This is a genomic window from Sphingobacterium chuzhouense, from assembly GCF_014692525.1.
Lineage (GTDB): Bacteria > Bacteroidota > Bacteroidia > Sphingobacteriales > Sphingobacteriaceae > Sphingobacterium > Sphingobacterium chuzhouense.
The window spans coordinates 171,908-191,514 of the sequence record NZ_JACNYL010000006.1 but is presented as its reverse complement, the minus strand read 5'-3'; the positions used below and the strand labels follow the sequence as shown (position 1 = coordinate 191,514).

General features: G+C 38.9%; 16 protein-coding genes. All 16 read left to right on the top strand.

The genetic code is table 11. The annotated features are described in order from the left end of the window. Window positions 1–11 precede the first annotated feature (11 nt). The 16 genes from egtB to H8B21_RS19725 all read left to right on the top strand — a co-directional run bounded on the left by egtB (window position 12) and on the right by H8B21_RS19725 (window position 19,602). Entirely contained in the window at window positions 12–1,202 is a 1,191-nt protein-coding gene (gene egtB / locus H8B21_RS19800) for an ergothioneine biosynthesis protein EgtB (RefSeq protein WP_190315588.1), read from the top strand. Between the two features lie 543 nt (window positions 1,203–1,745). Then, window positions 1,746–3,164, top strand: a complete 1,419-nt coding sequence (locus H8B21_RS19795) for an exopolysaccharide biosynthesis polyprenyl glycosylphosphotransferase (RefSeq protein WP_190315587.1) — start codon at window positions 1,746–1,748, stop codon at window positions 3,162–3,164. Between the two features lie 32 nt (window positions 3,165–3,196). Further along, window positions 3,197–3,934 carry a hypothetical protein gene (locus H8B21_RS19790; protein ID WP_190315586.1) on the top strand — a complete coding sequence of 246 codons (738 nt, stop codon included), beginning with the start codon at window positions 3,197–3,199 and terminating at the stop codon, window positions 3,932–3,934. 24 nt (window positions 3,935–3,958) lie between these two features. Further along, window positions 3,959–5,578, top strand: coding sequence for a hypothetical protein (locus H8B21_RS19785; protein WP_190315585.1), 1,620 nt, complete (start codon window positions 3,959–3,961; stop codon window positions 5,576–5,578). A gap of 135 nt (window positions 5,579–5,713) precedes the next feature. Further along, the gene (locus H8B21_RS19780) at window positions 5,714–6,460 is read left to right on the top strand and encodes a tyrosine-protein phosphatase (RefSeq protein ID WP_190315584.1); all 747 of its coding nucleotides are present in this window, start codon (window positions 5,714–5,716) and stop codon (window positions 6,458–6,460) included. 50 nt (window positions 6,461–6,510) lie between these two features. Next, window positions 6,511–7,317, top strand: a complete 807-nt coding sequence (locus H8B21_RS19775; protein ID WP_190315583.1) for a polysaccharide biosynthesis/export family protein — start codon at window positions 6,511–6,513, stop codon at window positions 7,315–7,317. Window positions 7,318–7,565: 248 nt separating this feature from the next. Then, complete coding sequence (locus H8B21_RS20850) at window positions 7,566–9,761, top strand: GumC family protein (RefSeq protein WP_190315582.1); 2,196 nt, start codon at window positions 7,566–7,568, stop codon at window positions 9,759–9,761. Continuing rightward, entirely contained in the window at window positions 9,737–11,215 is a 1,479-nt protein-coding gene (locus H8B21_RS19765; RefSeq protein WP_190315581.1) for a lipopolysaccharide biosynthesis protein, read from the top strand. The genes H8B21_RS20850 and H8B21_RS19765 overlap by 25 nt, the downstream gene beginning before the upstream one ends. Beyond that, window positions 11,212–12,141, top strand: a complete 930-nt coding sequence (locus H8B21_RS19760; RefSeq protein ID WP_190315580.1) for a glycosyltransferase family 2 protein — start codon at window positions 11,212–11,214, stop codon at window positions 12,139–12,141. The genes H8B21_RS19765 and H8B21_RS19760 overlap by 4 nt, the downstream gene beginning before the upstream one ends. Window positions 12,142–12,145: 4 nt before the next feature. Further along, window positions 12,146–13,234 carry a GNAT family N-acetyltransferase gene (locus H8B21_RS19755; protein ID WP_190315579.1) on the top strand — a complete coding sequence of 363 codons (1,089 nt, stop codon included), beginning with the start codon at window positions 12,146–12,148 and terminating at the stop codon, window positions 13,232–13,234. A gap of 1 nt (window position 13,235) precedes the next feature. Next, on the top strand, window positions 13,236–13,898 hold the full coding sequence (locus H8B21_RS19750; RefSeq protein WP_190315578.1) for a hypothetical protein: 663 nt from the start codon (window positions 13,236–13,238) through the stop codon (window positions 13,896–13,898). 12 nt (window positions 13,899–13,910) lie between these two features. Next, window positions 13,911–15,047: a hypothetical protein gene (locus tag H8B21_RS19745; RefSeq protein ID WP_190315577.1), complete on the top strand. Its 1,137-nt coding sequence runs from the start codon at window positions 13,911–13,913 to the stop codon at window positions 15,045–15,047. Window positions 15,048–15,054: 7 nt separating this feature from the next. Beyond that, window positions 15,055–16,272: an O-antigen ligase family protein gene (locus H8B21_RS20845; RefSeq protein ID WP_190315576.1), complete on the top strand. Its 1,218-nt coding sequence runs from the start codon at window positions 15,055–15,057 to the stop codon at window positions 16,270–16,272. After that, window positions 16,265–17,377, top strand: a complete 1,113-nt coding sequence (locus H8B21_RS19735; protein ID WP_190315575.1) for an ATP-grasp domain-containing protein — start codon at window positions 16,265–16,267, stop codon at window positions 17,375–17,377. The genes H8B21_RS20845 and H8B21_RS19735 overlap by 8 nt, the downstream gene beginning before the upstream one ends. Continuing rightward, complete coding sequence (locus tag H8B21_RS19730) at window positions 17,370–18,425, top strand: glycosyltransferase family 4 protein (protein ID WP_190315574.1); 1,056 nt, start codon at window positions 17,370–17,372, stop codon at window positions 18,423–18,425. The genes H8B21_RS19735 and H8B21_RS19730 overlap by 8 nt, the downstream gene beginning before the upstream one ends. After that, a complete protein-coding gene (locus H8B21_RS19725) occupies window positions 18,418–19,602 on the top strand; it encodes a prenyltransferase/squalene oxidase repeat-containing protein (protein WP_190315573.1) in 1,185 nt (394 codons plus the stop codon). The genes H8B21_RS19730 and H8B21_RS19725 overlap by 8 nt, the downstream gene beginning before the upstream one ends. Window positions 19,603–19,607 lie beyond the last annotated feature (5 nt).

The window sequence follows — 19,607 nt, the reverse complement described above, 5'->3', positions numbered from 1 at the left end:
AAGAAGCACATATGGAACAAAAGACGTTTACATCTACATCTCAGGCTTTGTTAACGCAGTATACGACGATACGGCGTTACACCGAATCCCTATGTGAACCGCTCGAGGTTGAGGATTACGTTGTACAGCCCGTTGCCCATGTCAGTCCACCCAAATGGCATTTAGGGCATACCACCTGGTTTTTCGAGACGTTTATCCTTAAGCCATATGCAGCCGGTTATAGCGTCTTTAACAACCAATACAATTATGTGTTTAATAGTTATTATGAAACGGTTGGTGCGCGGGTCGTTCGGACGGATAGAGGTAACTTGAGCCGGCCATCGGTAGCTGACGTATATCACTACCGGACGTATGTGGACGAGCAAATGGAGGCTTTTCTAAATCAAGGGGTGCTTACGGAGGCAGTTGCGGAACTGTTGGTGTTGGGGCTGCACCATGAACAGCAGCATCAGGAGCTTTTGCTTACCGATATCAAGTATATCTTAGGACACAATCCTCTTTTTCCGCGTTATACAGATGAGCTGAAGCCCGAGAAAATTCCTATGGAAGAACTCGTGATGCTCCAGATACCGGAAGGGCAATATGAAATTGGTTTCCGAGGCAGCGGGTTTTGTTATGATAATGAACTCGGCCGGCATACCACTTATCTCCAGGAATTTGCTATCGCTAACCGTTTGGTGACGAACGGAGAATATCTGGATTTCATAGAAGACGGTGGTTATCGGGATTTTAGGTACTGGCATTCCGAAGGCTGGGATTGGGTAAAAACGCAGCAGGCTGAAGCCCCATTGTATTGGTATTTGATCGATGGCCAGCATATGTACTATACGTTGCGGGGATTACAGCAAATCGATCTGGCTGCACCCGTCTGCCACGTAAATTTCTATGAAGCTTCTGCCTACGCTGCTTGGAAGGGGATGCGGCTTCCAACCGAAGCCGAATGGGAAGTTGCTTCCAGTCGATTTGAATGGGGTGAGCGTTGGGAATGGACCGGCAGCGCCTATCTTCCATATCCCGGTTTTAAGAAAGCAGCGGGTGCGGTGGGAGAATACAATGGAAAATTTATGGTAAACCAAATGGTATTGCGTGGTGCTTCCGTGGGTACGTCGCCCGGTCATAGCCGGCCTACTTATCGAAATTTCTTCCATGCCGAGCATCAATGGCAGTTTACTGGGATTCGTCTGTGTGCATCTTACTCATGAAAGCTTTTTTCAAAATACCCAATAGTGGGTATTTTGAAAATAACTAGATCTGTTTAGTTTTGCGATGCTAAATAATAGCAGATGAGTTTATTGAAAAAAAAGCTATGAAAAGTTAAAAAATAAAAATTAATATAAAATTAACCCAAATGTATTCCTATTTTATAAAAAATGCCTACATTTGTGGTCTACAATCTACAATCTATGCACTGAGGGGTGGTTTTGCCACTCAAACAAACAGTTTTTTGATTATTAATCGAATAAATTGTGAAGAAGCTGTTTGTACTTAGGATGAAAAACAAAAGGTATTAACTTAAAAAAATTAAAGAATAAGTGAACTAATCGTTAACTATCAGCCGCAGGCTAACACTTGTATTTTTTGGCAATCCACATCTTGAAAATAGTGTAATAAACACTGCATGGGGATTTTTTTGACCGAAATTTATCGTTTTAGGATAAATATGGCATGATATGTTATTGCTTAGTCTTTTTAGTTTAAAATAATCCCTTTTAGGTATCTACGATGAAAAATTAAATCAAAAAGATATGCATAGGTATGTTCAAAATCGTGTATTGGTGTATTTAAAAATGCTTCTTGTATTGACAGACACGCTGTGTTTAAACCTCATTTTTGTAGGGGCATTTTTCGCTGTTACGACGTTTGGTCTAGTTAATGCCCAAGAGATTATCTCGAGTAATTATTACTCCCTGTGGATGATGTTTAACCTCGTCGCATTAGTCTCCTCTTTATATTTCCGGTTATATGAAAACAGTACGATAGAGCGTCTCGAATATGTTTTCCGCCAGACGTTTCGTACCCTGCTGACATTGCTTGTCGCCTTTTCCGTATGTGTATTGATCGGTCATCATTTCACCGGAGTATGGTATTTTCTGGCGGCTATTGTTGTGCTGGTGTCTCTCTACGTCGGACTTTCCCGATTTGCGCTCACCTATGTGTATACGGTGCTGCCGAAGCGCTTCCGCTGGAGCAAAAACGTCGCATTAATTGGCCATAACGACTATCTGGCGGCGGTGGAAGGAAGTTTCGCGATCAATCACGCCTTTTACCACGTCAATACCATTAAATATTATGACGAAGTAGAGCAGCGAAGCAAAGAAGAGAAAGTCGCGCAATTCCGCCGTTATTTTGAGGAAGTTTCCAAACTGGGGATACACGATGTATTTTTGGTCAGTACGCCCGACATCAACACCTACAGCAAGGAGTTGATTATGGCGGCGAATCACCAGTGCGTGCAACTGAATTTTGTACCCGCGGTTACCGCTACGCTATCCTATGGAAGTACAAAGAGCGATGCAGTTAGGCTAGACCTTCCTGTTGTACGTTCGCATGAGGACTCCCTTTCGACTATGGAAAACCGGATAAAGAAGCGTATGGTGGATCTATTCATCTCGGGTTTGGTCCTTGTTTTTGTTTTGAGCTGGCTTGTACCGATCATCGGTTTGATTATCAAGCTACAGAGCCCCGGGCCTATTTTCTTCAAGCAGCCTCGTTCTGGCCGCAATAACCAAACCTTCGGTTGTTATAAGTTTCGCAGTATGGTGGTAAATAAGGATTCGGATAAGGCACAAGCTACCAAGGATGATAAGCGTATTACGCCCATCGGTAAGTTCCTCCGCAGGACTAATCTGGATGAATTCCCACAATTTATCAATGTGTTTCTTGGGCAGATGAGTGTTGTCGGGCCACGCCCCCACATGCTGTCACATACGGAGCACTATAGCAAGCTGATCCAGCATTACATGGTTCGCCATTTTGTAAAACCGGGTATCACAGGTTGGGCTCAGGTCAATGGTTATCGGGGAGAAACAAAGGATCCAAAACTGATGGCAAAACGTGTCGAGCACGATTTAGAATACATGAGCAATTGGTCTAGCATGTTGGATTTCAAAATTATATTTATGACTGCCCTGAATATGATACGGGGCGAAAAGAATGCCTATTAATGAATGTTTTTACTATAGAATACTATAAAATTATGAAAACCAGATTTATCCAAGTTTTTGTGATGCTGATCAGTTTCTTGACATTAGGTGTACTCTCCGGAGCACAGGCTAGTGAACAGCGCGATAGCATCCCTGAGTCGGCCTATTCAAATGGCTATCCTTATCCTTTTGCGCTGGGCGTCCATATGGGAACCACGGGGGTAGGCTTACACCTTTATCAACCACTTGGTCCAAAATTTGGGTTGCGGGTAGGCGCCAGTTATATGCCTTTCAGTACGCATATTGCAGGCACTTACAACAATTATGCGACCCGTAGTGACGTAAAAGCGAAGTCGGGTAATGTATCGCTTGCGTTCGGTTGGACACCCTTTTCACAACAGGGTGGATTTTTTAGGAGCTTCAATGTCCAATTGGGCGGCGCATACTTCTATAAGTTGGACGGAGAGCTGAGCACGCGTTTGCGCGATCCTTACAAATTTGGCGAAATCGACGTACATCCCGATCATGTGGGAACAATTAAAACCGAGGTGGAGTGGAAAAAAACGGTCAATCCGTATGCGGGTATCGGCTGGAGCAATATTGTTATCGATAGCCGTTTCTCCATGCATATCGATTTGGGTTGCTACTACCTTTCCAAGCCCAGTGTATCCATGGAGGCAACAGGACTTTTGGAAGAGAATGTCAACAATGCCGCGACGATCGAGCGTAATATGAAGAATTACCGCTATCTACCACGCTTGGAGTTTGGTTTCAGTTATCGGTTTTGGTAGGGCAATAAGTAAAATATAATCAAGATGAAAATATTTAGAAAATTAGCAATATATACATGGGTCGTTGCACTTTTAGGCGTCTCTTCCTGTGAAAACCCGTTAAAAGACTTTAACCTGCAGATCAGTACAGAGGTTATCGAACACTATGTTACGTTACGGGTTGTGGATACCGAGGGGAACAACATCAATGGTGTCTCGGTGGCACTTGTATCCGGTGATACACAGGATATCTACAATATGAACGGATACAAAGATTTCAAACTGACCGATAACCTGATCACGTTGGGCGTTGATCCAAAACGTACACCTACTGCAAATAACCCCATTCGGTTTCGCGTGCAGTTTTCCGCAAGTGGTTATAATACGCAAACCATACCGGTAGCGATTACCGATGCATCAGCAGGTATCCAAACTGTCGTACTTACCAGACCTATCGAAGTGCCTGATGGTGCGGAAGAAGTGGTAGAGAATGTAGAGCTGGATACAGAAGGCTCGACGACAACCGAGACTGTTGTGGAACTACCGTCTGCGGTAGGTGAAGGGGATATGACCTTAACGGTTCCTAGCGGAACACAATTTAAAGATGCTAATGGAACGGTTATCACCGGCACGAATGTCCAAATTGTGGTCACGAGTATCGATGCCAATAATGAAGATGCGGTGGTACTTTTACCAGGAGGCGACCTGCGCAGCGATGAAGTTATATTGGAAGGCGGTAGTACGGCTGCTGGAACATTCAGCCCAGCTGCCGTAGCCGATATTAGAATGTTGGTAAATGGCACGCAAGTAAGACAGTTTAGCCAGCCTTTAGTGGTGAGCATGCCGGTTCCTGCGAACTATGTGAGTCCTATTACGGGACAGGCTTTAACGGCCGGAACTGTATTTCAGATATTCAGTAACAGTGGCGACGGTGTTTGGCGCTTTGAGCGAAACAGCACGGTTACCGGTTCGGCAGCTACCGGCTTCCGGGTAAGCTTTCCGGTGACCCACTTAACGTTCTATATGGCCGGCGAATTTGCAGAAGCTTGTTCATCGGCACGTGTCATCAACTTCTCGGGTGATTGGATGAGCGCTGGCGCTACGTATCCGATTCTAGTAGATGCCGTGTGGGGAGGAAAAGTCATTGCTACAGGAGAATATTCGATCAACGCCAGCAACAATGCTGTCAGCGTCATGAACGTACCCGCCTCGGGAGTAACAATCGTTGTCCGTAACAGTGCAGGCAATATCCTTGAGCAGGGACCCTTGGCAGCCTGTGGTCAAACAACGACTATGCAGTTGCCAAACCCTGGAGATGCTACCGGAACCACCTCGACTTTACAATTGTATGTACGCTGTCCAGGGCAGACGAATGTTATTACGCTCTTGCCTACGTTCCAACTGTTCTACCGTGAATCGGGGACAACAGAATTCAAATACTTGGGCGAGGTAAACAACGGTTACTTGCGCACCAGTCTATTGAAAACAGATGGTACCGAATACGACTTCAAAGCGATTTGGGGTGAACGTGTGAAAATCGTGAACAACCATACGGTTAGTGAAGACAATACCGCCACAGTAGGTACCGCACCGGGCGATATCATCGGTGAACACGCTGGCATGACGAACTTGGCGATACTAACGCAAGAATGTAATAACTTATAGAAAAGCATAAAGATGTTGAAGAGCTCAAGTGTAAGCTTGTGATTGTAGGGAAATACTCCGGCCGGGCGAGCTGGCCGGGTATTTCTATTTTTCACAAATAAACCGAGGGATACCAAACATCATATAGAGAAAGTCATGTGGACTATTTTTAACCGAAAGCGCCAATATCCAGATCTACAGTGGATGTACGCGGATATTCATTCACATATATTACCCGGGATCGATGATGGTTGCGAAAATGTGGAGCAGAGCGTTGCCTTGTTACAACGCCTCGAAGCACTCGGTTTAAAGAAATTCTATTTTACACCGCATATCATACAGGATATGTATCCCAATACGTCAGAAACGATCAGTAACGCATTCGATCGCTTACGTCAAAAAGGCGTCGAGCAACTTGCGGCAGGATATGCAGCCGAATACATGGTGGATACAGCCTTTGATCAGCACTTTGCAGTCAACCCGCGCAATTTACTCTGTTTACCCGGTGGGCACGTATTAATCGAAATGTCCTATATGGAGGAGAGTAAGTTGATTGAGAAAATAGCGTTTGATCTCCAGATGGAGGGGTATATTCCCATTTTGGCGCATCCGGAACGGTATCTTTTCTACCAGCGCGATCCCAAGAAAATCGAGCGTTTTCAGGATATCGGTTGCCTGTTGCAGCTTAACCTGCTGTCGCTTATGGGGTATTATGGACGCAACGAGCGCCGGGTGGCTAAATATCTGTTGGAAAATGGCATGATTAGCCTCGTGGGTACCGACGTCCATCATGAGCGGCATGTCCGCGCTTTGGAAATCGGTATTCTACAAGAAGATGTCCGCGCTTACTTTAAACATTGCACGATATTGAATGAAGAACTTTTTAGTGGGGTAACCACATAAAATGATACAAAAACAAACTACAACACAACTACAATTTACAAGTTTAAACGATGAAAAAATTAAGTAAAAACCCAACCTTTTCTCGGTGGGTATTTTTCCCGCTCGTATTTTTGCTGCTCATCAGCAGCTGTTCGGTCAAGAAAATTGTATACTTCAACGATTTGCCAGCCGATACGACACGTATACTCAAACAGGCTGCAGCCTTTACCGAGCCGGTCATCCAATCGGATGATATCTTAAGCATTACCATCCAGACCTTAGATCCAGGAACAAGTTCGCTTGTGAATCAATCCGAGGTTGTACAAGCAATAGGTGCCAGCTCTGCTACTTCTACTGGAAACCAAATTATAACTGGGTTTTTGGTAGATAAGGACGGATATATTCATATGACTCTGTTAGGGAGGATAAAGGTGGCCGGTTTGACTACTTATCAGGCGAGAGAAAGAATTATTGTGTTAGCTGAACAATATTATAAGGATCCATCGGTTCAAGTGCGTTTTGCCAATTTCAAGATTACAGTATTAGGTGAAGTAAATCGGCCCGCTACTTATTCGATTCCTAATGAAAAAGTAACGCTATTTGACGCTTTAGGTTTAGCAGGAGACCTTACCATACATGGAAAGAGAGAGAATGTTTTATTAATTCGAGAACAAAATACCGCCAAAGAACTAGTACGTCTTAATTTGAATAATAGTGAGATATTGAAATCGCCTTATTTTTATTTACGTCAAAATGATATTCTCTATGTTGAGCCTAATAGAGGCAAGGCCGCAGCAAACAATGCTGCTAGGACACAAACATTTGCCATTGTAGGTACAATACTATCATTTTTAGTTGTTGCAATCACGAGATTGTAAATATCAATTTTGGAAAATTTTATTGCTTATTCTATTCCATATGAATAGGTTATTGTACAGAATATATGAAAAAAGTATATATAGATTGGGAAAAGGAATTAGAAATCGAAAATAAACGAAGCGATAGTGGAGGGCTATTAAATTTTTTGGGTCGAATTATTAATAATTGGTATTGGTTCGTGTTATGTATAATGTTAGGAGGCTTGGTTGCATTCATTCACTTACGTTATTCTATTCCAACATACAAAGTGCATTCAAAGCTATTGGTTTCCGATGAAAAAAAGGGTGGAGGAATGTTGGCTTCTTCTGCATTTGGTGATCTTTCGGGTTTAATGGGTGCTCGAAGTTCGGTCGATAATGAAGTAGAGATATTAAGAACAGCTGATTTGATGTACGAAATGGTTATAGCAGAGGAAGCTTACGTTAGTTATTCCAAGCCGGGAAATGTCCGCGATGCACCATTATTAGAACCGGCATATCGCGTTAAACTTCTAAGTAATCCGGACTCCATAAGACAACCTCTTTCGTTAAATGTAAGGTATATTTCTGTAGACAGGTTAGAAATATCTACCTCTGATACTGTCTTTACAGTAAAGGTGGAAGAAGCGTTTTATATGCCAAAAATTGGTCTAATAATGCTGAAAAAAGGTAGTATTGATAAACCAGCAGAGTTTGGGGTAGAAATAAGAACAGTTTCGCAAGCTGTAAATGCTTTAATGGGAGCCTTCACAGTAGAAGTTACAAATAAAAATGTATCAACGATAGATCTTACTCTAGCGCACCCATTAGCTAAACGTGGAGAACAGCTATTAACAAGTTTGATAGAGAAGTATGTTGAACGGAACTTACATGAAAAAAATGTAGTTGCTGATTCTACTCTATCGTTCATCAATAATAGACTACAAAAAATTACGGATGAATTGGCCGGTGTTGAAGACCGGATTTCTGGTTACAAACAGAGTACTAAGCTCGCAGATATCTCCGAACAAAGTAAGATTTTGTTGCAACATTCGGCTGATTACTCTAGAACCTTGGCAGAGACTGAAACGCAGCTGCTCGCCATGGAAGCCATTTCAAAATATCTAGAGGACGTAGGTAATCCCCGGGTTGTTCCTTCCTCCGTAATTCCAAATGATATTGCTTTTAATTCGCTCGTAGACAAGTACAATGAATTGATTATTCAACGCGAACGATTGCTATTGGCTAATACGAAAGAAAATCCATTAGTACAAAATATAGAGGCGCAAATTGCAGGACTTAGAGGAGATATGATAAGTAATGTCGCGTCTTCTCGACGTCAGTTAAGCTTGGCTAAGCAACAACAAAATCAAGCCGCAAATCAGTTGACGTCTCAGATTCAACGGGTTCCTACAATAGAACGCGGATACATCGATTTAGCTCGTTTACAGCAAATCAAACAAGCACAGTATATTTTTCTACAAGAGAAATGGGAGGAGACAGCAATTGGACGCACAGCTAACGTTTCGAATTCAAAAGTAATTGATACACCAAAAGCGGAAACCAGTCCTTTTTCGCCGAAGCGAAAAATGATATATACCTTGGGTTTATTCATTGGATTTTTATTGCCTTTAATAACATTGTATATCCGTGACTTATTAAACGTCAGAGTTCGTAGTTTAGGTGATATAGAACAACGTACAAGCCTTCCTATTCTCGGAACAGTAATGCATTCAGAGGACGATGCTCAGATAGTTGTTACTAAAACTTCTCGATCAGGTATTGCGGAACAATTTAGGGCGATGAGGACTAATTTGGAATTCTCTTTACAAGGAGGAAATTCCATATTGTTTACGTCCTCTATGTCAAGTGAGGGGAAATCATTTGTAGCTTTGAACCTAGCGACATCCTTAGCATTGTTAAACAAGAATGTCCTGCTAATGGAACTAGACCTAAGAAAACCTTCTATCACCGCTAAATTAGGATTACCTGCTGGTAAAGGATTTTCACATTACATTGTGCGACCGGAGATGAAAATAGACGAAATCATCTTACCGTCAGGAGTACATGAAAATGTAGATTTAGTGCAAGCCGGTGCTCTTCCGCCAAATCCTGCAGAATTATTGGTATCACCGAGAGCCCAAGATCTCATGAGAGAATTGAAAAATCGATATGATTATATTTTGATAGATGCACCGCCTATTGGCATGGTAACGGATGCTCAATTGTTATCTCGTTATTCTGATATCTGCTTGTATCTCGTAAGGCAAGATTTTACATTTAAGGAACAACTTGCCATTCCAAATGACCTCATCAATAATGATAAGATTAAATCGATTCAATTAATCGTAAACGATGTTAAAATTAAGAAAAGCTATTACGGAAAATACGGTTATGGTTATGGTTACGGTTATGGCTATGGAAGTTACGAGCAACAAAGTAATACACAGAGAAGCAAATTTTGGAAAAGAAGAAAGAAATCTTAGGTAAGGATCTTAAACATCGTGCTGTTTCTGGTCTTTTGTGGAGCTTTATAGACAGTTTTGCCTCCCAAGGTACGTCTTTTGTCGTAGGAATTATATTAGCTAGACTATTGACTCCTCGAGATTTTGGTTTGATCGGTATGATGACTGTTTTTATCTCTATTTCGCAATGGTTTGTAAGTAGTGGGTTCGGACAAGCTCTTATCAGGAAACAGAACTGTACAAAAGAAGATTATTCGACTGTTTTTATATTTAACGTTGTATCTGGTTGTATTTTATATTTTATAATATTTTTGGCATCACCATTAATCGGTAACTTCTTTGATGAGCCAATATTGGAGCAGCTGATTAAGGTTTTAGGGTTAAGTATTATCATTACCGCGCTAACGATAGTTCAAAGAACTCAAAGAACAAAAAACCTGAATTTTAAATTGCAAAGTAAGATTTCAATAATAGCTTCCTTACTAGCTGGTATTGCTGCGATAGTTATGGCTTACGAGGGATTGGGAGTATGGAGTTTGATATTTAAAGTGCTGATAGAAAGTTTAATTAACTCAGTATTACTCTGGTTTTCCAGTAAGTGGAGACCAGCGTTAATGTTTTCAAAAACGTCTTTTAATGAATTATTCGGTTTTGGATATAAACTTATGTTAAGAGGATTGATTTACACTGTATTTAATAATATTTATTATGTAGTGATAGGTAAATACTTTTCCACTTCTCAATTAGGGTATTATACAAGAGCAGAACAATACTCCAATCTCCCATCAACTAAAATTAATAAGATAATCAATAGCGTCAGTTATCCGGTATTAAGTGAATTACAGAACGATATCAGCGAACTGAAAAAAGCTTACCGAAAAATATTGGTCACGTTAGTTTATATCACGTCTGTTTGTATGTTGATTTTGGCAGCCCTTGCTGAACCTTTAATCATTATTTTAATCGGGGAAAAATGGAGACCATCTATTGAACTTCTGCAGCTGCTGAGTATTATTGGTTTGTTATATCCATTATGTGATTATAATCTCACTATACTAAAAATTTTGAATAAACCTTCTGTAATCCTAAAGTTAGAAATTGCAAAAAGAATTATATCAGTCCCGATTATCATAGTTGGTGTGTATTTAGGAGTAAAAGAATTGTTAATCAGTTTAATACTGTTAACCACATTCGAGTTTTTCATAAACAGTTATTTTTCTGGCAAATATATATCCTATAGTATTTCAGAATTGTTGAAAGATATTTTCCCTAATATTTGTTTAGCGTTAAGCGTAGGAATTGGAGTTTGGGGATACGTTCAAATATTATCTGTTAACAGATGGGAATATCTTGTTGCGGGCATTTTTATTTCTTTAGCGTTTACAGTGTTATTATCAGCAATCTTTAGAGTAAGAGGATATTTATATATCAAAGATATAATGCTTGAAAAGCTAATAAAAAATAGAACAATATGAAAATAACGACAATAATTACAGCATATAATGTAGAAAAATATATTAATCGCAGCATCAATAGTGTACTTAGTCAAACCTTTAAACCATATGAGATTATAGTTGTCGATGATGGTTCGACAGATAATACGGCCGAGCTTATTCAAGCTTATGGAGATAATGTAATCTATCTACATAAGAAAAATGGAGGAGCAAGTAGTGCTAGAAACTTGGGTGTTACTCAGGCAAAAGGCGATTGGGTCGCTTTTTTAGATTCGGATGATGAATGGATAGAAGGACATTTGGAAAACTTTGTATTAACAATAGCAAAAAGGCAAACCTTGATGTGGTATGGAGCACCTGCTGACAGCTACAATGAACGTTCAGGAAAACTAATTCATAAATATAAAAAATGCTCTAAAGACCTGCTAATTGATAATTGTTATTTCAGCGATTATTTGAACACTGTTCCTCCTTACGGTTTTTTTACAACAGATACGTTTATTATTCACAGACAAGTATTTGAAAAAGTCGGTCTGTTTGATGAAAGCATGAAGAACGGACAGGATCTGGACATGTGGTTCCGAATAGGATTGCATTATCCTGAAGTTGGTTACACGCACGCCGCGGGCGCGAAAATATATCGAAGAGACAAATCGATTTCATTCACAAAAAAGAGAGATTTCAATAGATTTATTCGGTGGATTGAGCAATGTCAAGACACAGCTAGAAAGTTAGGAGATTTATATGTAAAAAGAGCTCAACCACGTATTAGATTTTGGTTAGAGAGACGAATAAGAACCTCGATTACACATGACGATACTGAAGCTTTACACGCAATAAGACGAGGGTATTTAAATGTTCTTGGCATCGAATATCGTAGTTTACTGTTGTTAATTACCACATTTCCGGTTTTAATAAAGATTATAAAACAGATAAAAATTGGATAATGAGATGAGTATGGAAATAAAAATATTTAAAGATATCCATAATCGGGAATTAAAGGAAGCTTGGATAAGGTTAGGAGAGGAATCTGATGTATTCCCTCAAATGTATTATGAATGGATTGAACCTTGGTGGCGTCTTCGAGTAGAGGGAAAAAAATTACATGTAATCGTGCTGTATGATGAAAATAGGGCGATTGCAATTGCTCCCTTTTGTTTGGAAAAACGATTGGGAATAACAGTATTAGCATCTATTCCGATTCACTATGGAGACAAATTTGAAATAATAATTGACGGGGCTTATTCTCAACGTGAAATTTTGCAAATTATGTTTAAACATATTAGCAAATTCCAGGATTTTAATTTTGTAAAGATTACCAACGTACAAAAAGAGTCTGAATTATATTACTTTTTAAAAAGTATCAATTATCGCGATAAATACTTAATAGGATGTCCTCTCTCCGACTTTTCAAATGTAAATTTCGATACATATTTAAAACGTATTGATGGTAAGGTCAGAAGTGATTATCGTAGAAGACAACGGCGATTAGAGGAATTGGGAAGCTTGTCTTTTGAAGTTAGTCAGGACCCGGAATTTTATAAGCATAATCAATCTCTGTTCAGAGAAATATATGAACGGAGATGGCAAAATGTTGACACGAAGCTGCCCGATGAATTGGTATATAGGTGCCGAGAGGAAGCATATACTGCTTGTTTAGAAAAGAAGAAAGCCCTGATGGCGATTCTTCGTTTAGATGGTAGAATAATAGGATATAGAATTGGTTTTTTACATCAACAATGTTATTACGATTGGAAAATATGTTTTGATGTTGATTTTGCAAAATTTGGTCTCGGTTCTATTATGACAGGAAAGTTAATCGAAATACTCATACCGATGGGGTTTAGCATGATTAATCATGGAGCCGGAGATTACTCCTATAAGAGGGATTGGACACTAGATAATCGGGTCAAACCAAATTACGAATTTTTTGCTTCCTCAAGCTCCCCCCTAGCTAATATTTACTTGTTGTATCGTGTAAAGTATAGAGAAATGTTAAAAACATATTATCACAAATACTACAAAAAGGGAAGAAAATAGTATGGGAAATAAAATTGTCGACCATGTCAAACAATTTGGACTATTGCAGACATTAAAATCGGGCATAAAAAAACTAGTGGGCTTTGTATATCGATCTCAAAAATATATCATCCTCGCTTTGCCAAAACGAGATAAAGCTATTGATAATCATGAAGATGTAAAGAGATTTAACGAAGACGATTTACAGAAATGGAAAGCAAATGGAGATATAACAAGCAAAGAGTTCACAGTTTTCAAGAAATTTCTGGAGAGCAATACAAAGGGCTATTATATTGAAAGAAATCAGAAACTAGCCGCTTGGGGCTTTACCCAAACCAATGGAACGTATACTTATAGCGATTATGAGTATTTACTGCCAAATGGGGTGCATATACTTAAAAATTTATTTGTGAAATCCGAATATAGAGGAGAATCGTTAGGTAAGATAATTAACCAAGTTAGAATCGCAGAAATTCCTTTAGGACATCTTGCTATAGTTTTTGTTATTCGCGAAAACCGATATGCTATAAGAAATCTAAAGATGTACGGCTTTGAAGAAGCCCTGCTGGTACGACACGCTACGTGGTTTGGTAAATGGTCCAATAGGAAGATTAAGCTAATACGCAAAAGGGAAGTTACTGATATGATAATGCTAGGCTTTAGTCAAAAACAACTTATAAATTAAACATTCTATAACGTGAATAAATTAAGGAGAAATTTAAATTCGGTTAGGGCGAGAATGTTGATGTATTATCGAGCGCGCCGATTGCAACCTAAAATTGTTGTTTTTGAAAGTGACGATTGGGGAGCGATACGAAGTTCTAATCGGACAGCTATCAATTACTTAGAACGGAAAGGTTATGACCTAGGTCAATCCCCCTACTCTTTTGATGCACTAGAGTCTAATCAAGACCTAGAAGAGTTATTTAACGTATTACAGTCTCATAGAGATTCTCTGGGAAATGCCCCATGTTTTACAGCTAACGTTATTCTCGCAAATCCTAATTTTGATTTAATAAAGGAAAGTGAATACGGAGAATATCACTATGAAACTTTAGAAAAGACTCTGTTAAAACATGTTGACAGTGCGCGGCTATTGGATCTATGGAAATTAGGCTATAACGAACGGTTATTTATTCCTCAAGTGCATGCTCGGGAGCATGTAAAATATTGGAAATGGATGCAAGATTTACGTAGCGAAGTAAAAGAGGCATTAGAAACATACGCTTTGGGAATGTGTGGGGTACCAAAATTGGTATCAAAGAGAGGAACTAGTTATTACAGCCCTATATATATGGATCACGAGGAGCTGATGAAACGAGGTATAGATCAAAATTTATTAATTACGGAGGCTTTTGAGCTTTTCGAAAAACTTTTAGGATTTAAGTCTAAATCTTCCATCGCACCTAACTGTGGATGGACGGATACTACCGAAAAGATTTGGGCTAGCCTCGGCGTAAAATACATTCAGGGGGGCTTTCTACAAGAACACCATTGGGAAGACAGAGTTAAGTATATTCCTCACTTTTTAGGTGAAAAATCTAAAAACGGACAAATGCTTTATTTGGTCAGAAACTGTACGTTTGAACCAGCTAAGTCTACAAAGGAAAACTATTGGCATTCAACTTTTAACGAGGTTGAAAGAGCTTTACAACTCAATATACCTGCAATTATTTCGACGCACAGAGTAAATTATGTTGGTTCGATAAAAGCAGAAATGCGTGAAAATAGCTTGAAACAGCTCAATAAACTATTAACAGAAATAGAACGCAAATGGCCAAATATAATCTATCTCAATAGTACACAATTGGGAGATATGATTTATCAAGACTAATAGTAGAGTGGAACAAAGATCAGACTATAAAAATCTCGTAAACATTATTGTTTTTTCCATTCCTGCGACGGTACTGGCAGATTGGTTGTTTGAATTTGAAATTACAAATTTCCAAGCAGGTTTATATATGAAAGGGGCTAGCTTGGGGCTATTTCTCTATGTCTTACTAACCTTAAAATCTAGTAGGTTTTTGTTTAAGACAATCTTGCTTTACTTTTTAGGTCTGTTTCTAATTTATTCTTTATTCTCGGATTCTGTTCTTATTAATCTCTATTTCAGCGTTCGTGTCGCTTATTGGATATTGGGAACGCTGGTGTTTTATTCTTTTTTTCAATATGGATTAATTAAACCTGAGCAATTGAAAAAGATGTTGATTCTAACGGTGATTATCGCAGCAGCATTTACTTTTTTGCGCGTCCGACAGCTAGAAGAGGGAGACTATAACACAGCCAGTGCTTATTTGCTCTTATGGTGTATTCCGTTGCTCATGATGTTTAGAAAAGACAGAAGAATTCAAGTTGTGTTAGCGATTTGTGTCATAGCAATTATTTTCACTATAAAAAGAGGAGCTATTATTGCTATGCTAGCTTCTTTTTTCGCATTTTATTTCGCGAGTTTAACCTCATCTAAAACGAAAAATAAGGGACAGCTTATATTACCAGGGCTATTAATCGCGCTATTTGTGGTTCTGGCGATGTATGCGCGATGGGACATTATAGAAAATCGTTTACAGGACACCGGAGCTTCGGGTAGAGATGTAATGTACGAGGGAATTGTTAATAGTTATCTCAACAGTGATTTTGAAAATTTTGTTTTCGGAAACGGAATCAATTCAGTACAAAAATTTACCGCTATTTATCTTTCTAACGACCGTCACAGCATTGGAGTTACGGCTCACAGTGAGTGGTTGCAATACGCATATGACTTTGGGATTTTCGGCATATTGTTTATGATATTTTTACATATCCTCCAACTACGTCTTCTATACTTTCTTTATAAAGAGAAGAGCGGGTTTTTTCCCGTTTTTTTAATGTTCTATGTTATTTTTTCGTTTACCACGATCTATTCCTTTATCCTAAATACTCCTAAAGCCATATTACTTGGGATTGGTTTGGCTTTTTTCTCATTCCAAATGCTCCAACAAGGTAGTAAAATAAAATCTCATAGTAGAAACAACGGCGCATCACGCCGGCAAAAAAACAATCAAACAAACGTATATGAATAAATCGTTAAAAATATTTTTGGGTTATTATTTTAGTTTTTTCTCACTTCGGGAGAAGAAAAATATACAGAAGTATAGAGACGTCCTTGCTTATAAAGAGCAACATTTTGATGAATCACCTGTAATGATCGGGATACTAAAAGAGAAGTGGGGGCTTCATGCTTTATACGTTAAAGCTTGTTTAGAGCAGAGAATCTCTTTCAAGGTTATCGATATTTTCTCAGTGAACTGGAGAGAGGGGATATACGACAAAGAGCTCGACTTTATCGTTTATCGTCCCTCGGTACAATATTCACCTTGGAAGGATATGTTCGATAACCGTATTCGTTTATTTGCCTCTAACAAAACAACTCCCGTCTTCCCCTCACCAACTTCCACATGGTTATGGGAAAATAAGTTGAGAACATTAGAATGGCTAGCTATTCACAAGGTTTCTTATCCTACGACGTATATATATTATGACAAAAATGAACTGTTGAATAATATCGGTGAAATTTCTTTCCCAATTGTTTATAAATCTAGTATGGGGTCAGGGGCTTCGGGGGTAAAGATTCTTAAAAATAGACATTCGCTTTCGAAAATGATTGATAAATCCTTTTCGAAGGGAATAAGGACATATAAAAAGAATCTACTGGATAAAGAACACGGTTACATCATATTACAAGAATTCATTCCTAAAGTTCGAGAATGGCGTATTATCCGTATCGGAGATTATTATTTTGCTTTTCAAAAAATAGCAGAAGGTGAATACCATAGTGGGTCACAAAAATTTGGGTATGGGATGCCTCCGTTGGATTGTTTGGAATTGGTTCGAGATCTTGGTAATACCTATGACTTTAAATATGTCGCGATTGATATCTTTATTGATCAGCATAATAAGCTATATGTAAACGAGATACAGCCGTATTTCGGGCAAAAAGACGACCGAGAACTTTTATTAGTGGAGGGGCGCAGTGGACGTTTATTTTACAATACAGGCGAGTGGAAATTTGAAGAAGGACAATTTTGTCAAAATAACTTATGCAATTTGCGTATTAGCGAATTTATTAAGGAATACAAGAGTCGTTCGCTAGTAGAAGACGTAGATAACGGGAGTTGTTATGAATAAAACAATTTTAGTTATGACACCTCATTTACGGTTACCAGGAGGAGTGGCTAACTTTTACAAAGAGGGAAGAAAATATTTTTCATCCAGCATCAAGTATATATACGTGAGTTCTTCTATTAAAACCCCAGTTATCAAAACGTTCTTGAATGGTCTGTTATTAATAAGGAACATATTAAAGATTTGTTTTACACGGCATCCGACGTTAGTACTAAATCCTTCCTTAACGAAAAATGCTTATTGGCGGGATGGGGTGTTAGCTTGGATCGGAAAATTTAGAGGGAAAAAAGTTTTCATTTTTTGGAGAGGTTGGAACCCGAATAATGAATGTCTTTTTACAGGTTGGTTTGGAATCCGATTTTTTAGACATACTTTTCTTAAAGCACACAAACATATTGTGTTAAACCGATATGTGAGGGAAAAACTGGAATTCCTTGATATACGACCTCAGGCAATCCTTACCTCAAATACAATTGTGGATGACAGTTATTTTGAGGACGAAAAAAGTATTCTCGGGTCAAAAAAAATTATTCTTTTTTTGACCCGGATTGAAAAATATAAGGGCATATATGAAACGTTGAAAATGTTCGAGCAATTAAAGGAGAGGAAGGATGTTGAGCTTCATATAGCAGGTACTGGTTGTGAACTTGATAGGGTGAAAGAATACGTAATTACCCACCGTATTAACAATGTGAAATTTCTGGGGTATGTATCAGGAAGTAAAAAGAAAGAGGTATATAAAAGTGCGTATTGCTATGTGTTCCCATCTTACAGTGAGGGGATGCCAAATAGTGTTCTTGAGGCAATGGCGAATGGATTGCCAATTGTAGGAACAAATGTGGGAGCTATAGGTGATTTCTTTGAAAATCAGAAAATGGGTTATGTGTTTGAACATCCAGTGTCTCCACATACGCTGAAAGATGCTTGCCTTTGTTTATTGAATGACCCAAAGCTAAGAAACGAAATAAGCGAATTCAATAAAATATATGCCAATGAATATTTCCGTGCGTCAAAAACGATTAAAAAGTTAGAAAAAATTTTCCATGAATAAGTTGATAATTGTGGATGCCTTTTTAAGGCTTAAATCGTATTGCGAATCACAGCAGTTTAGAGGATGGGATCCGTATGACGGTCTAAATAGTCGACTCTTTCAAGCGATGCCTTTTTCGGGATATAGGTTTCCGCGTTTAGCTTGGATTCAACTATTCAAAAGAAGTCCTATTAATCTACGTCAATTCGTAGGTGTATCGAAAGAATACAATGCGAAAGGTATCGGATTGTTCTTACACGGTTATTGTAACCTGTATAAAAAAGAACCACGGGAGGAGTATTTGAATCGGATTAAAGAACTAGCGGATATTGTTCTGGAACTACAAAGTAAAGGTTATTCAGGGGCATGTTGGGGCTATAATTTTGATTGGCAGGCTCGGGCATTTTTTCAGCCGAAAGGAACGCCTACGGTGGTGGCAACAACATTTGTCGCTTCGGCGTTAATGGAAGCGTATCTGGTGACAAAAAAATTGGATTATCTAGAAGTAGCAATCGATACACAGCATTTTATCTTAAAGGATCTTAATCGCACATATGATGACGATGGTGATTTTTCCTTTTCCTATTCACCATTGGATCACACCCAGGTATATAACGCCTCTCTATTAGGAAGTAGATTATTAAGTCAGATTTATACGTATACCGGTATCACTGAGCTGCTAGAGGCGGCGAAAAAGTCTGTGTCCTTTGCCTGCAAGCATCAACAGAAAAATGGAGCTTGGGCATATGGTACATTGCCTTTCCATCAGTGGATCGATAATTTTCATACAGGATATAATCTAGAATGCATCGCTGCTTATCAATGTCATTCTGGTGATGATTGTTTCAATGAAGCGGTAGATAAGGGGCTTGCTTATTATTTGGAGAATTTTTTCACGAACGAGGGGATTCCGAAATATTATAATAACCAAACTTATCCCGTTGATGTGCATACTACATCACAACTGATTATTACGCTCTCTCGCTTGGGTAAATGGACGGAAAACAAGGAGCAGATAGAAAAAGTTTTATCATGGACAATTGCTAATATGCAAGACAAACGCGGATTCTTTTATTACCAATTGAAAAAAACAGGGAATTCAAAAATTCCCTATATGCGCTGGGCGCAGGCATGGATGTTCTATGCTTTTTCGGAGTATTTTCTACAGGAGAGAGATATAAACTTAACAAATATGTAGGATCA